General features: G+C 70.9%; 15 protein-coding genes. 4 read left to right on the top strand and 11 right to left on the bottom strand.

All coding sequences use genetic code 11. The annotated features are described in order from the left end of the window. Positions 1 to 152 precede the first annotated feature (152 nt). The 6 genes from ABTX78_RS01085 to ABTX78_RS01060 all read right to left on the bottom strand — a co-directional run bounded on the left by ABTX78_RS01085 (position 153) and on the right by ABTX78_RS01060 (position 4719). Positions 153 to 785, bottom strand: coding sequence for a class F sortase (locus ABTX78_RS01085; protein ID WP_352204697.1), 633 nt, complete (start codon positions 783 to 785; stop codon positions 153 to 155). 11 nt (positions 786 to 796) lie between these two features. Continuing rightward, a complete protein-coding gene (locus ABTX78_RS01080; protein WP_352204696.1) occupies positions 797 to 1357 on the bottom strand; it encodes a hypothetical protein in 561 nt (186 codons plus the stop codon). A 144-nt stretch (positions 1358 to 1501) separates the two neighbouring features. After that, positions 1502 to 1909 (bottom strand): PTS-dependent dihydroxyacetone kinase phosphotransferase subunit DhaM, encoded by a 408-nt coding sequence (locus tag ABTX78_RS01075; RefSeq protein WP_352204695.1) that lies wholly within the window; start codon positions 1907 to 1909, stop codon positions 1502 to 1504. Next, positions 1906 to 2511, bottom strand: coding sequence for a dihydroxyacetone kinase subunit DhaL (gene dhaL / locus ABTX78_RS01070; protein WP_352204694.1), 606 nt, complete (start codon positions 2509 to 2511; stop codon positions 1906 to 1908). Before dhaL ends, ABTX78_RS01075 begins: the two co-directional genes overlap by 4 nt. Before the next feature lie 34 nt (positions 2512 to 2545). Further along, entirely contained in the window at positions 2546 to 3538 is a 993-nt protein-coding gene (dhaK, locus tag ABTX78_RS01065; RefSeq protein ID WP_352204693.1) for a dihydroxyacetone kinase subunit DhaK, read from the bottom strand. A 281-nt stretch (positions 3539 to 3819) separates the two neighbouring features. After that, entirely contained in the window at positions 3820 to 4719 is a 900-nt protein-coding gene (locus ABTX78_RS01060) for an ATP-grasp domain-containing protein (protein ID WP_352204692.1), read from the bottom strand. Positions 4720 to 4820: 101 nt separating this feature from the next. Here ABTX78_RS01060 and ABTX78_RS01055 point away from each other — a divergent pair, with 101 nt between their 5' ends. Continuing rightward, positions 4821 to 5582, top strand: coding sequence for a class E sortase (locus tag ABTX78_RS01055; protein ID WP_352205013.1), 762 nt, complete (start codon positions 4821 to 4823; stop codon positions 5580 to 5582). Positions 5583 to 5624: 42 nt separating this feature from the next. Here ABTX78_RS01055 and ABTX78_RS01050 read toward each other — a convergent pair whose 3' ends face one another. The 5 genes from ABTX78_RS01050 to ABTX78_RS01030 all read right to left on the bottom strand — a co-directional run bounded on the left by ABTX78_RS01050 (position 5625) and on the right by ABTX78_RS01030 (position 11806). Then, positions 5625 to 6935, bottom strand: a complete 1311-nt coding sequence (locus ABTX78_RS01050) for an LCP family protein (RefSeq protein ID WP_352204691.1) — start codon at positions 6933 to 6935, stop codon at positions 5625 to 5627. A gap of 206 nt (positions 6936 to 7141) precedes the next feature. Continuing rightward, positions 7142 to 9199 carry a phosphocholine-specific phospholipase C gene (locus ABTX78_RS01045; protein ID WP_352204690.1) on the bottom strand — a complete coding sequence of 686 codons (2058 nt, stop codon included), beginning with the start codon at positions 9197 to 9199 and terminating at the stop codon, positions 7142 to 7144. Between the two features lie 366 nt (positions 9200 to 9565). Next, positions 9566 to 10024: a VOC family protein gene (locus tag ABTX78_RS01040; protein ID WP_352204689.1), complete on the bottom strand. Its 459-nt coding sequence runs from the start codon at positions 10022 to 10024 to the stop codon at positions 9566 to 9568. 52 nt (positions 10025 to 10076) lie between these two features. Further along, positions 10077 to 10559: a Dps family protein gene (locus tag ABTX78_RS01035; protein ID WP_352204688.1), complete on the bottom strand. Its 483-nt coding sequence runs from the start codon at positions 10557 to 10559 to the stop codon at positions 10077 to 10079. Between the two features lie 230 nt (positions 10560 to 10789). Next, complete coding sequence (locus tag ABTX78_RS01030) at positions 10790 to 11806, bottom strand: PHP domain-containing protein (protein ID WP_352204687.1); 1017 nt, start codon at positions 11804 to 11806, stop codon at positions 10790 to 10792. 137 nt (positions 11807 to 11943) lie between these two features. Between ABTX78_RS01030 and ABTX78_RS01025 the strand changes: the two genes are divergently transcribed. From ABTX78_RS01025 to ABTX78_RS01015, 3 genes are read left to right on the top strand one after another with little or no spacing between them, the layout of a single operon-like run. After that, positions 11944 to 12252: a gas vesicle protein GvpO gene (locus ABTX78_RS01025; protein ID WP_352204686.1), complete on the top strand. Its 309-nt coding sequence runs from the start codon at positions 11944 to 11946 to the stop codon at positions 12250 to 12252. Positions 12253 to 12293: 41 nt separating this feature from the next. Further along, positions 12294 to 12731 carry a gas vesicle structural protein GvpA gene (locus ABTX78_RS01020; protein WP_352204685.1) on the top strand — a complete coding sequence of 146 codons (438 nt, stop codon included), beginning with the start codon at positions 12294 to 12296 and terminating at the stop codon, positions 12729 to 12731. Continuing rightward, positions 12728 to 13444, top strand: coding sequence for a GvpL/GvpF family gas vesicle protein (locus ABTX78_RS01015; RefSeq protein WP_352204684.1), 717 nt, complete (start codon positions 12728 to 12730; stop codon positions 13442 to 13444). The genes ABTX78_RS01020 and ABTX78_RS01015 overlap by 4 nt, the downstream gene beginning before the upstream one ends.

Here is a 13444-nt window from a genome sequence, read left to right as displayed (position 1 = left end):
GACGAGGGACGTTTGCCGGACGGGTGCGCGACGGGTGGCCGGGCCGGGAGGCCCGTTCCCGCACCCGTGCCCTTCAGGGGCGCCCGCGCTGCACAGAGTTCCACGTGCGGGCCTGTGGCTGTCCGGGCGGGAGGACCGCGCCCTGATCCGAGTCAGCGCACGTCGACGAGACGTGCGAAGGCGACCACGTTGGCGTCGTACCCCGTCTTCGCGGAGTAGCCGCCACCGCAGGTGATCAGGCGGAGTTCCGGGTCCGGCCCGTCCCGGTAGACGCGGTCGGCGGGGAAGTCCTTCTTGGCGTACATCTCGACGCCGTAGACGGAGAAGACCGCGGTGCGCCCGTCCTCGCGTGCGACCTCGATCCGGTTGCCCGGCTCCAGCGAGCCGAGCAGGTAGAACACCGCGGGTCCGGCGGCATTGTCGACATGACCCACCATCACTGAAGTGCCGCGCTCGCCGGGGGAGGCGGCGCCCATGTACCAGCCGGTCAGGTTGTTGTCCGTCAGCGGCGGTGTCGCCACCCAGCCGTCGTCGTCGAGTCCGACGCGGGTCACCGGGGCGTCGAGGCGCAGGGAGGACACGCTGATCCGCTTCGGCGGCGAGTGGGGGAGGGGACCTGGCGCGGACGGCAGCGGCCCTGCGGCCCGGTGCTGGGCGACGGCAGCGGCGACGGGGCGGGGTGGCCCATCGGCGGTCTCCGTCGACCCGTTGCGCAGGAAGAACAGGCCGAGCAGCAGTACGCACACGAGGGTGAACCACGAACTGCGCCGAGCGGTCGCGTGCACGGATGCCCCGCTCAGATCCCGTCCCCGGCACGCCGGCGCAGCATGACGACACCGCCGCCGACCGCACCCGCGACCAGCAGGGAACCCAGGGCGATCTGCGTCGGGCTGAGGCCGGAGAGACTGCCACCGGAGCCGGCCTGCACTCCACCGCCGGGCTTCGTCAGCCCGCTCGGGCCGTATGTGGGGCTCGTGTGTGTCCCGGTGGACGGAGGCGTGTGGTCGTCCTCGGCGCCGCCGACGCTCAGCGTCGTCGTGCCCTTCTCGCCCTCGCAGTCGAAGGTGACGTCGTACTCGGCACCCGGCTCGGCGTCCTCGAAGACGGTCGCCGTGGCGGGCAGTCCCTCGGAGAGCGTCACGGTGTCGAAGACCCCCGACGAGGCGGTGACGGTGGGGGATTCGCACTCCGTGGCGTTGAGTGTCACGGTGCCGCCGGGCTCGACGTCCTCGGGGCTGACGGTGAAGCCGAACGAGGTGACGGTTCCCCCGTCCTCGGCGAGAGCGGCCGGGGCGCCGAGTGCCAGCGCGGCGGTGGTGCCGGCGAGGGCCAGGGACGCGACACGTAGGGCACGCATGGTCAGGTCTCCGTTGGTAGGAAATGCACCACAACGAGACCGACGCTAGGAGCGCCGTCCGCCCCCTGCCACTCCTGGGGGGCCGAACGGCCCCCACGCTCCCCGGGCGTGGAGACCGCGGCTCACAACCTCGCGGGAGCCGGCTCACACCTTCCGGTAGCCGTAGGCCTCCGAGGCCGCCGCCTCCACCGCGTCCAGGTCGCCGCCCGCCGACGCGGTGACCACCGCGGCCACCGCACCCTCCAGGAACGGCGCGTCGATCAGCCGCGTGGCGTCCGGGAGTTCGTCGCCTTCGGCGAGCAGGGCCTTCACCGTCAGGACCGCGCTGCCCAGATCGACGAGTACGGCCACCCCGGCGCCCCCGTCGACCGAGGCCGCCGCCTCGGCGATCAGCTCGGAACTGGTGCCGAGACCGCCGTCGGGGGTGCCGCCGGCCGGAGCGACGGGCGCGGTTGACCCTCCCGCCAGACCGGTGGCCAGGGCGGCGACGGCCGCCGCCACCTCCTTGCTGTGCGAGACGAGGACGATCCCGACCGTGCTCCCCTCGCTCATACCGCCACCTCCGCGAGCGCCGCCAGCAGGAGCGCCGACGAGGTCGCCCCCGGATCCTGGTGCCCGATGCTGCGCTCACCCAGATAGCTGGCCCGGCCCTTGCGGGCCTGCAGGGGGACCGTGGCCAGGGCGCCCTCTCGCGCGGCGTCGCGGGCCGCGGCGAAGGACTCGGTCGTGTCGCCGAGCGCCGCGACCGCCGGTTCGAGCGCGTCCAGCATCGTCTTGTCGCCGGCCTTGGCACCACCGAGCTGCGCCACGGCCGCGACGCCTGCCCGCAGTGCCTCGGCCAGCTGCGCGGGAGTCACCTCGGCGTCGTCGCCGAGGGCTTTGCCGGTGCGACGCAGCAGCGTCCCGTACAGAGGTCCGGACGCGCCGCCCACGGTGGAGATCAAGTGCCGTCCGGCCAGGGTCAGTACGGCCCCGGGGGTCTGCGGCGCGTCCTTGTTCAGCGTCGCGGTCACCGCCGTGAAACCGCGCTGGAGGTTGCTGCCGTGGTCGGCGTCGCCGATCGCCGAGTCGAGCTGCGTGAGATGCGCCGCCTCACGGTCGACCAGCACCGCGACCGCGGTCAGCCAGCGGTGGAAGAAGTCGGCGTCGAGCACATGCACTCCCTGAGGTGAGTCGGTCCCGGTCGGTTCAACGGCCCCAGCGCAGGGCGGGGGTCTCCACCGGCGCGTCCCACAGCCGCAGCAGGTCCTCGTCGGCCTGGCACAGCGTCACCGAGCAGCCCGCCATGTCGAGCGAGGTCACGTAGTTCCCGACGAGCGTACGGGCGACGGACACACCGCGCTCCGCCAGCACGCGCTGGACCTCGGCGTTGAAGCCGTACAGCTCCAGCAGAGGGGTGCCGCCCATGCCGTTGACGAGCACCAGCACGGGGCCCGCCGGCGGCCGGTCCACGAGAACCGCGTCGACGGCGAAGTCGGCGATCTCCCGCGAGGTCATCATCGGGCGCCGCTCACGGCCCGGCTCGCCGTGGATGCCGATGCCCAGTTCCAGCTCGCCCGAGGGGAGATCGAAGGTCGGGGTGCCCTTGGCGGGGGTGGTGACCGCGGTCAGCGCGACACCGAAGCTGCGGGAGTTCTCGTTGACCTGCCGGGCGATCGACTCCACGCGCTCCAGCGGCATCCCCGCTTCGGCGGCCGCTCCGGCGATCTTCTCGACGAAGAGGGTCGCGCCGGTACCGCGCCTCCCCGCCGTGAACAGGCTGTCGGTCACCGCGACGTCGTCGTTGACCAGGACCTTCGCCACCTGCACGCCTTCGTCCTCGGCGAGCTCGGCGGCCATGTCGAAGTTGAGCACGTCCCCGGTGTAGTTCTTCACGATGAACAGCACGCCCTGGCCGCTGTCGACCGCGGCGGCGGCCCGCGCCATCTGGTCCGGGACCGGACTGGTGAAGACCTCCCCGGGACATGCCGCGGAGAGCATGCCGGGACCGACGAATCCGCCGTGCAGCGGCTCGTGGCCCGACCCGCCGCCGGAGACGAGCCCGACCTTCCCGGCGACCGGCGCGTCCCGCCGCACGATCACCCGGTTCTCCACGTCCACGTTCAGCTCGGGGTGTGCTGCCGCCATCCCGCGGAGGGCGTCCTCGACCACGGTCTCCGGGACATTGATGAGCATCCTCATGGGTTCCTCCTGATGGCGCGGTCGACTGGGGCTCTGTACAGAAACCCAGCACTGTCGGGCCCCGCCGTCAAGCGCACGAACCTTCCCGGCGTGACCGGCGATACAGGTCATGGGTCCCGTCACCCTCAGGATCAGGGGGGTGACGGCGTTCGTCCACGGGAAGCACCGCGGCGACCGATCCGAGGCCGCGCGCCCACCCCCGGGACGCGGAGCCGGGACGCGCCCGTCTCCGCCTCACGCGCACCCGGCCGCGGAGCGCGGACGCGCCCGTCTCCACCCCGCTACGGCGTCTCAGTCGCCGTGCGCCCCGGCCGGAGCAATCCCGCGATCGCCGTCTTCGCCACCTCCCGGTGGACATCGCTCACCTGGCCGTCCCCGACCTCCACCACCCGCCACACCCCGTCCGCGCGCAGGGCGAGGTCGGTGGTGACGAAACGGCAGCCGAGACGCCGCACCGCGGCCCGCACGTGCCCCAGCTCGGGTTCCGGAGGATGCGGGGAGACGCTGTCGGGGTGCGCCGTCACCAGACGGGGCTCGCCGTCCAGCCACCACACCCGCGCCTCGGTCGCCGTGGACCGCGGCCGTACGAACGACTCGTACGCGCGCAGGACGAGCCCTCCCGCCAGATCGTCGCCCTGGAGATCCACGAAGCGCCGCACGACCTGCGCCAGGCGGGCGGTGTCGGCGAGATCGGGGACGAAGCACGCCTCGTCCCACTCGTGCTTGCGGGACTTCACGTAGTCCTTCACGATCCCCGGTCCGGCGGGAAGCTTCCCGGCAGCCGCGGCAAGGTCCTCGTGCGCCGGGACACGGCCGGGCGCCGACGGGAGCCACACGCTCTCGGGAGTGATCCCGGAGAACGCGCCGTACCAGCCCGGCAGCTCATGGGCGGACCGGTACTGCGCGGGCGGTACGACCAGGCTGCCGCCGCGCAGGCGCACGGCCGCCGCGAGCGCCTCGTACCGGTCGGACGGCATCATCCAGCCCCGGTACCAGGCCGCGGCCGGACCGCAGGGGATTCTCGCGACCGCCTGTTCCGCGTCGCCGCCCATCAGCGCGTCGTGGTCGATCAGAGCCACCCGGCCGCCGCGCTCACGGACCGCGTGCGCCTCCGCCGCGAAGTGCTCGTCCACGCGGCGAGGTGAGAGGACATCGCTGCAGTACAGGACCGCTGGTGCCATGGCGGACACCCTATGGGGAACGCCTGATCGAGGCCGGGCGTTTTATGCTCGAAGTGGCGGCCACGCCGTGGCGCGCCCTCTACCGGACCCCCGGGAATTCCATGCATCTGTCCCGAGCAGTCCCCACAGCCCTCGCCGGCGCGCTCATCGTGGTGCTCGCCGGCTGTTCGACGGGCGCCGCAGACACCACCGACGCGCTGCGGACCAGGACCACGACGGCTCCCGTTACCGGCACCCCTTCCGAGCCACCCGCGCCGGCGCCGGGCGCGGCGAACGAGCCGGTGAAAGCGCCGGCGACGAGTTCTCCGTCGGCGGAGCCCGCCGACCGGACCACACCGCGGACCGAGACCGCCCTGCTGTCCATCCCGGCGATCGGACTCGAGGACCTGCGTGTCGTGCCCTACGAAGGCACGACCGACGACTGGCCGGGCACCCGCATCCAGGACCGTGGCGTGGGGGCCAGCCCGTACGGCGAGAACGGCGGCGTCGGTCCCGGGGACATCGGAAACTACCTGGTCACCGCCCACCGGTTGTCCGCGGGCGGACCTCTGCGCGACCTTCCCTCGCTCAAGAACGGCGACTCGGTGATCGTCGAGGAGGACGGTCTCGTCTACGAGTACGAGATCACCGGCACCCGGCAGACGTCCTTCCGCTCGGACAGCTCGCTCGCCGCGCAGCGCGCCCCCGTTCCGGGGAAGCCGGGTGAGAAGCCCACCCAGGCGATGATCACGGTCTCCACCTGCGCCACCCCCGAGGACGACGCCGCCGGCAACTTCTGGCGCGACGACCGGCACAACCCCGAGCACCGCATCGACAAGATCGGTGTGCTGAAGAAGGCACCCTCCGCGGCCCCGGGCAACTGACCGCCGCCGACCGTTGTCGGTCGCCCCAGGTCACGGCCTTCGTCAGCGGGCGGGCTTCACGGCCTTCGGCGCGCACCGCAGTTCGTTCCCGTGGACCGGTGCGCCTTCCACGCTGCTGCGGTCGTGGACGACCTTGATCACGGTCGACGCCCGGGCGCCGACTCTCACATCGAAGATCTCGCCGTGGCCGGGAACGGCACTGAGCCGGGCTCCCGGGATCGCGGTGGCGAGCGAGGCCGCGTAGCGCACCCGGCGCGGGTCGTACGTGATCACGGTCGGACCCGGCAGTCGCGGCCCTGCCGGTACGTCCTCGATCACGAAGCCGTCGGCCCGCAGGGCCCGCGCCACAGCGGGATCGTCGACACGTGCGTGGATCGAGCCCGGTGCCATCTCGACGGGCGTGTCCGTGCTGGGCCGGATGCGCGTGTCACCGACGATGGACCGGTCCTCGCGCAGTGCCGCCCACAGAGCCGCCGACCGGGGTTCGTCCCACAACAGCGTCGACCCCCACTCGGGCACGCGGTGGTCGAAGTCCGCGATCGGCACGGTCGCGAACTCCGTCTGCTCGGCACTCAGCCGCCCGAGCGCGAGGCCGAGATGCATCAGATCGTCGAGCCCGGTGTGCGCGTCGGTGCGTACCGCCTTCGTGAGCTCCAGGGCGGTGAGCACCGAGGCCGCCGGGTTCGCGAAGGCTCCCTCGCCGCGCAGCCGGTTCACCATCTCGATCAGCAGTCGCTGCTGGCGGCGTACCCGGCCGAGGTCGCCCGGTGGGGTGACGTGACGGGCGCGGACGTAGCGCAGGGCCCGGTTGCCGTCCACATGGTGGGTGCCCGTGGGGAGTCTCAGTCCGGAGCCGGTGTCCACCAGGGTCTTGTCGGTGCATACCGTGGCGCCGCCCAGTCGGTCCACGGTGTCGGCGAAGCCGGTGAAGTCGGTCTCCAGATAGTGGTCGATCCGCAGCCCGGTCGCCTTCTCCACCGTCCGTACGGCCAGGTCGCCACCACCGTGCTGGAAGGCGCCGTTGATCTTGCCGGAGTGGCGGGGGTGGTCGTGGTCGGCGAACTCGACATAGGAGTCGCGGGGGACGGACACCACGGTCGCCCGCCGCTCGTCCTCGGCGAGATGGACCACCATCATCACGTCCGTGCAGTTGCACTCCTTGCCGCCCACATGGAGGCGTTCGCGGTCCTCGACAGAGATGCCGGTACGGCGGTCCAGCCCGACGACCAGGATGTTGGTGCCGTCCGTCGTGTCGTCGATGCCTCGGGGGGACGCGGCGCCTTCGGCCGCCCAGAGAGAGCCACCCGACGCCAGTGCGGCGATCAGAACAGCCGTGACAGCGAAACTGCGCATGGATGACTCCTCCGGCACCGGGTCTCGGGGGTGGACCGATGACATGAAGAAATCATGAAGGTGGTGCAAAAGGTGCGTCGGCACGCCAGAAGCCGTCCCCCGTGCGCCGCCCAGGGGGCCGTCCGCCGTAACGGAGGACGGCCCCGGCCCGGTGACGAGCGGCCCGAGGAGAAGGGCTCAATGCGAAGGGGCCTTGTGACAGCGGCTCAGACGGTGAGGATCGCCGGGTCGCTGACGCCGGGGCGGCCGTTCTCGACATGACCGGCGAAGCGCCGCAGGAATCCCGCGTCCTTGTCGGACACCACCGTCAGGTCGTACCACCGCTTACCGGCCGTGAGGTCCACGACATGCACGACGCGCCCGCCGGCCCCCACGGGGAACGTCTGTTTCCTGCCGCCGTAGGCATTGGTGACCGTCAGCCGGCAGGTCGTGGTGCCCGCGTTCGTCATGGTGAGTTCGACGGCGCCGTTACCTGCCACATGACGGGCCGTCACCTCGGGGCCGGCCGTCGTGCCCGGGCCCTTGAAGCCGCGCACGAAGCCGTTCGGGCCGTACACGGTGAGGTCGTACGCGCCCTTGGAGTAGGAGGTGTTCCAGGTGTCGGAGACCTTCTGGCCCGCGGCCGTGGTGTACGTCCACGGCCCATCGGTCCGGTTGCCGGCCGCGACCAGGAAGAAGGCGCCCGCCGCCGCTCCACCGCTGAACGTCAGTGTGAAACGTCCCGTGGACGGCGTCGAGGCGCCGTCGACCAGGGGTGCGTACGGCAGCGGACGCGCCGGCCTCGACCCCTTCTCCTGCCGGGGCAGCACGGCGGTGGCGGGCGGCTTCGGCACATAGTCCGGATGCCGGTCGTTGTCCGGCGGTTCGTAGGCGTCGGTGTCCGGGAGCCCGGCGGGATCGGTGTTGCGCAGGCCGAAGTCGAAGGCCGAGGTGAGGTCGCCGCAGATCGCGCGCCGCCACGGCGAGATGTTCGGCTCGGTGACACCGAAGCGCGCCTCCATGAAACGGAGGATCGAGGTGTGGTCGAACGTCTCCGAGCAGACGAACCCGCCCGTGCTCCACGGGGACACGACGAGCATCGGCACGCGCTGGCCGAGGCCGTAGGGACCGGCGGCGTAGCTCCCGTTGCCGGCGAACCGGTCGAGTGCGGTGTCCACCGTCGACAGCCCCTGCGCGGCGGAGGCCGGCGGATAGGGCGGGGTCACATGGTCGAAGTACCCGTCGTTCTCGTCGTACGTGATGAACAGCGCGGTCCTGCTCCACACCTCCGGGTTGGAGGTGAGCGCGTCAAGGATCTGCGCGATGTACCAGGCGCCGTAGTTCGCGGGCCAGTTGGGGTGCTCGGTGAAGGCCTCGGGAGCGGCGATCCAGGAGATCTGCGGCAGCTTCCCGGCCTTCACGTCGGCCCTGAGGTGGTCGAAGTAGCCGTCGCCGTCCTTGACGTCCGTTCCGGTGCGGGCCTTGTCGAAGAGCGGGTCGCCGGGCTTGGCGTTGCGGTACTTGTTGAAGTAGAGCAGCGAGTTGTCGCCGTAGTTCCCGCGGTACGCGTCCTCGATCCAGCCCCAGGAACCGCCGGCGTCGAGGCCGTTGCCGATGTCCTGGTAGATCTTCCAGGAGACACCGGCCCGTTCGAGACGCTCGGGGTAGGTCGTCCAGTCGTAGCCGAGTTCGTCGTTGCCGAGGACCGGACCGCCGCCCTTGCCGTCGTTGCCCGTGTGACCCGACCACATGTAATAGCGGTTGGGGTCGGTCGCTCCGACGAACGAGCAGTGGTAGGCGTCGCACACGGTGAAGGCGTCGGCCAGCGCGTAGTGGAACGGGATGTCCTGGCGGGTCAGATAGGCCATCGTTCCCGCGGACTTGGCGGGTATCCACTTGTCGTACTTGCCGTTGTTCCAGGCCTTGTGACCGCCGGCCCAGTCGTGGTTGAGCCCCGCGATGAACTGCATCCCGAGGTCCTCGGCGTCGGGGTGGTAGGGGAGCACGTCCTTCGTGCCGTCCGACTGGTGCCACACCGACTTGCCCGGGCCGGTGGTCACCGGACGGGGGTCGCCGAATCCCCGCACTCCCTTCAACGCCCCGAAGTAGTGGTCGAAGGAACGGTTCTCCTGCATCAGGACGACGATGTGCTCGACGTCCTTGATGGTGCCGGAGCGGCGCCCGGCCGGGATGGCCGCCGCGCGGTCGATGCTGCTCGACAGCGCCGCGAAGCCCGCGGTCGCGCCGGCGATCTGGAGAAACCGGCGCCGATTGAGTTCAGGCATGAAGGTGGGCCCTCTTGGAGTAGGGGGAAGGGTCTGGCGGAGTGTCCAAGAGGAGCGAAGGGAAGGGAAGGGACGCGGTGGTGTCAGGGGTGTGAAGGAGCGCGGTACGGGCCGCGAACAGCCCTCCTGAGCCGCTGGTCAGGGTGGTGCGGGAGCGTCGTCGTGGGCCGGGTACCGGTTCCGCTCGGGCCCGGGCGCGGCCTTCGGGTGAGGCCGGGCGGGCGTGTGGTCCCGAAGACGCGGCATGAGCGTCGCGGACAACGACGACGGGCCGACCGCCACACGGTCGGCCCGTCGCGCGGGACGTCGGGGCCCTCGACCGGATGTCGCCCCGGCCCTGCCCCTCCTCGGTCAGCACATCATCGGTCAGGTGGCGGTGCCCCGTTCGGCCTCGACGATCGCCGTCAGCTCGTCCTTGCGCGTCTGGCGCGTACTGCGACGCGGCTGCGGCGAGACGGCCAGCGTGAACGAATGACCCGCCGGGTCGGAGTAGATACGGACGTCGCGCGGCCCGCTGTTGTCCTTCGTGTCCACCGGCCTCGCCCCGAGACTCACGGCCTCTCGCTCCGCCTCGTCCATGTCTCCGCGCTCCACGAGGATGCGCAGATGGGCCTGTTGGGAGTCCTCGGGCCGTGGCCAGCTCGGAGGTGCGTAGCCGAAGTCGCGGTGGATGGCCATGTGGACACCGTCGTGACCGACGACCTCCACGAAGTCGGGATCGGTCCCGACGTGAACCTCCGCGCCGAACAGGCCGGCGTAGAACTCCGCCAGTTCCATCGGTTCGGCGCAGTCCAGTACGAGCACGCTTGTCTTGTGGACTGTCATGCGCCTCGCGTACCCGCGGTTGTCGCGGACACACGGCGCGTGCACCGGACGGTCACTTCTTCCGCGGCCAGTTCTCGGCCTGGAACATCCAGCTCTGCTGCTCCAGCACCGCGGTCAGCCCGATCAGCAGATCCTGGGTCACCAGGTCCGACTCCTCGGTGACCGTGATCCGTTCACGCAGCCGCTGGATCGCCGTGTGGAGCGCTTCGACGAGCAGCTCGACCACGTCGGTGTCCTTCAGCCAGCCTTCCTCGACGTTCGGCAGAGCGCTGGTCTTGGCCACCGTCTCGACCCGCCCGTCGGGGGTGACGCCGAGCGACGCGGCCCGCTCGGCCACGGTGTCGGCGTACTGCCGGGCCGTGTCCACGACCTCGTCGAGTTGCAGATGGATGCTGCGGAAGCGGGGTCCCACGATGTTCCAGTGCGCCTGCTTCGCCAGCAGCGAGAGATCGAGCAGGTCCACCAGGGTCCCCTGAAGCGCGTCACCGGTCACCTGCCGGGCCTCGTCGGTGAGCGTGCTCTTCACAACAGACATGTCTTTCCTCTCCTCGATCCGTACGGAGGTGCGTACGGGTTCCCTTCGTACGGGGTGCGTACGAAGGGAACGGGTGCCCGGGCAACCACCGCGAAAACGGGACTTCCGTCCTTGTGTCCCGGGGCGCCGGGCCCGGGACATTCCCGGCGGGAGACGGACCCCACGGGACATTGCCGGCGGGAGAGGACCCCGGGACATTGCCGGCGGGAGACGGGCCCGGTGCCTGATCCTCAGGACAGGCCCGAAGCCACCCGGTCGAGCAGGCCGGCCGCGCTCAGGGTGTTGATGACACGCTCCGCCGGAACGCCCGCGCGCTCCGCCCGGTCGCAGCCGAGGATCTGCCAGTCCAGCTGGCCCGGCGCGTGCGCGTCCGTGTCGATGGCGAACTGCACACCTGCCTCGACCGCGGCACGCAGCAGACGCATCGGCGGATCCAGCCTCTCCGGCCTGCTGTTGATCTCCACCGCCGTACCGTGCGCGGCGCAGGCCTCGAAGACCGCGCCCTCGTCGAACCGGGACTCGGGCCGGCCCCGGCCGGTGACCAGCCGGCCGGTGCAGTGGCCGAGCACGTCGACCAGCGGGTTCTGCACGGCCCTGACCATGCGCGGGGTCATCTTCGCGGGTTCCATCCGCAGTTCGGAGTGGACGGAGGCCACCACCAGATCGAGCCGGTCCAGCAACTCGTCCTCCTGGTCGAGCGAGCCGTCCAGCAGGATGTCGCACTCGATGCCGGTGAGGAGCCGGAACGGCGCCCACTGCCGGTTCAGCTCGGCCACCACCTCCAGCTGCTCGCGCAGCCGCTCGGCGGACAGCCCCCGGGCCACCGTCAGCCGGGGCGAATGGTCGGTGAGCACCACCCACTCGTGCCCCAGCGCGATCGCCGCCCGGCCCATCTCCTCGATGGAGCTGCCGCCGTCCGACCAGTCAGAGTGCACATGGCAGTCGCCGCGCAGCAAGGCCCGCAGCTCGCCGCCGCCGTCCGCGAGGGGCGCGGACGACTCCTCCTCCAGCCGCTCCAGATAGGTCGGCACCCCACCGGCGAGGGCCTCCCGGACGACCTTCGCGGTCTTCGGGCCGATGCCCTTGACCGCCTCCAGGGTCCCCGCGTCGGCCCGTTCGGTGATCTCTTTTCGCGGCATGGCCGAGAGGGCCGCCGCCGCGTTGCGGAAGGCGCGGACCCGGTAGGTCTCCGCGAGCGAGCGCTCCAGCAGAAAAGCCACTCTGTCCAGCGCTTCCACCGGATCCATCACGGCTCCTTCCTGTGCGGCCGTCGTTGCCTCCACTGTCGCCCGCACCAGCGGTCACGGCATGCCGAAAGAACGCGACCGGTGCTTGTCCAGGGTTTGGACGGGCGCAGACGTGCAACACGCAGTCGGGAGGAGCCATGGCGAATTCAGCAGAGAACACAGACAACAAGAGCCGGAGCGAGGTTTCCAAGCCGGGCCCGATGGATGTGCTGCGCCAGGCGTGCGCACAGCTGACGGAGCTCACCGGCCGGGAAGCCGAATCGGTCTCGTCGTTCGAGCGGACGGAGGACGGCTGGTCGCTGGAGGTGGAGGTGCTCGAAATGGAGCGCGTGCCCACCACGACCAGTCTTCTGGCCACCTACCAGGTGACGCTCGACGAACAGGGCGAGCTGAGCGGATACCGGCGCATACGCCGATACGAGCGCGGCAGGGCCGACCCCAAGTAGGCGGCCGCCGTGCATCACTTCATTGAGGAGGGCTGACGGCAATGACCGTTGTGCCGGCACAGCAGCAGCAGGGACGTGGTGGTGGTTCGAGTGGCCTCTACGACGTCCTGGAACTCATTCTCGACCGGGGACTCGTCATCGACGCCTTCGTGAGGGTCTCTCTCGTCGGCATCGAGATCCTGAAGATCGACATACGCGTCGTCGTGGCCAGCGTGGACACGTACCTGCGGTTCGCCGAGGCGTGCAACCGCCTCGACCTGGAGTCCGGCCCGAACAAGGACCCGGGTCTGCCCGAGCTGGTCGGCGAGATGACCGAGTCGGGTGCGCGCGGCAAGACCAAGGGCGCGCTCTCGGGCGCCGCGCAGACGATCTCGGACTCCTTCCAGCAGGCACGTGAAGACAGCCAGACCGAATCCAAGCCCCGCAGTTCCCGCACCCGCCGCCCGGCGGCACGCAAGAAGGAGGAGGAGACGGAGTGAGTACCTATGTCTACGGCATAGCCAGGAGCTCGCACCCGAGCCTCCCTGAGAAGGCGGACGGTATCGGAGACCCGCCGCGGCCCGTGCGGGTCGTCCGCCAGGGGCAGCTCGCCGCTCTGGTCAGCGACGCCCCCGACAACCTGAGGCCCAAGCGGCGCGATCTGCTGGCGCACCAGAACGTGCTGCGCCAGGCCGGCGAGGCCGGCTCCGTGCTCCCGCTGCGGTTCGGTGGAGTGTCACCCGACGACGAGACGCTCGCCGCTGTCCTCGCCGACCGCGAGGAGCACTATCTGGAGCGCCTGGGCGCACTCGACGGCAAGGTCGAGTACAACGTGAAGGCCACGCACGACGAAGAGTCCGTACTGCACCGGGTACTCGCCGACGACCCCGAGCTGCGTTCCCTGGCCGAGGCGAACCGTGCGGCGGGGGGTGGCACCCACGAGCAGAAGATCCAGCTCGGCGAGCGCATCGCGGCGGCCGTCCAGCAGCGCGAGGCCCGCGACGGCGATCTGGTGCGGGCAACGCTGGAAGGCGTCTGTGAGGAGGCGAGCGCCGGGCCGCAGAGCGTCGGCTGGCTCGCGAACCTCTCCTTCCTGGTGAACCGCGAGCGCAGCGCCGACTTCGTGAACGCGGTCGACGCGCTCCGGGTGGATCAGCCGCACCTCGTTCTGACGGTCACCGGACCGCTTCCTCCCTACAGCTTCGTGGAGTGA

The sequence above is a fragment of the Streptomyces sp. NPDC096193 genome (assembly GCF_040302905.1).
GTDB lineage: Bacteria > Actinomycetota > Actinomycetes > Streptomycetales > Streptomycetaceae > Streptomyces.
The sequence above is the reverse complement of the archived record's forward strand: the minus strand, read 5'-3'. Positions and strand labels throughout refer to the sequence as shown.

Bases quoted from the DNA above. Each gene is read 5' to 3' on its own strand.
- ABTX78_RS01080 (WP_352204696.1), bottom strand. From the start codon at position 1,357: ATGCGTGCCCTACGTGTCGCGTCCCTGGCCCTCGCCGGCACCACCGCC.
- ABTX78_RS01075 (WP_352204695.1), bottom strand. From the start codon at position 1,909: ATGAGCGAGGGGAGCACGGTCGGGATCGTCCTCGTCTCGCACAGCAAG.
- dhaK (WP_352204693.1), bottom strand. From the start codon at position 3,538: ATGAGGATGCTCATCAATGTCCCGGAGACCGTGGTCGAGGACGCCCTC.
- ABTX78_RS01060 (WP_352204692.1), bottom strand. From the start codon at position 4,719: ATGGCACCAGCGGTCCTGTACTGCAGCGATGTCCTCTCACCTCGCCGC.
- ABTX78_RS01055 (WP_352205013.1), top strand. From the start codon at position 4,821: ATGCATCTGTCCCGAGCAGTCCCCACAGCCCTCGCCGGCGCGCTCATC.
- ABTX78_RS01050 (WP_352204691.1), bottom strand. From the start codon at position 6,935: ATGCGCAGTTTCGCTGTCACGGCTGTTCTGATCGCCGCACTGGCGTCG.
- ABTX78_RS01045 (WP_352204690.1), bottom strand. From the start codon at position 9,199: ATGCCTGAACTCAATCGGCGCCGGTTTCTCCAGATCGCCGGCGCGACC.
- ABTX78_RS01040 (WP_352204689.1), bottom strand. From the start codon at position 10,024: ATGACAGTCCACAAGACAAGCGTGCTCGTACTGGACTGCGCCGAACCG.
- ABTX78_RS01035 (WP_352204688.1), bottom strand. From the start codon at position 10,559: ATGTCTGTTGTGAAGAGCACGCTCACCGACGAGGCCCGGCAGGTGACC.
- ABTX78_RS01030 (WP_352204687.1), bottom strand. From the start codon at position 11,806: ATGGATCCGGTGGAAGCGCTGGACAGAGTGGCTTTTCTGCTGGAGCGC.
- ABTX78_RS01025 (WP_352204686.1), top strand. From the start codon at position 11,944: ATGGCGAATTCAGCAGAGAACACAGACAACAAGAGCCGGAGCGAGGTT.
- ABTX78_RS01020 (WP_352204685.1), top strand. From the start codon at position 12,294: ATGACCGTTGTGCCGGCACAGCAGCAGCAGGGACGTGGTGGTGGTTCG.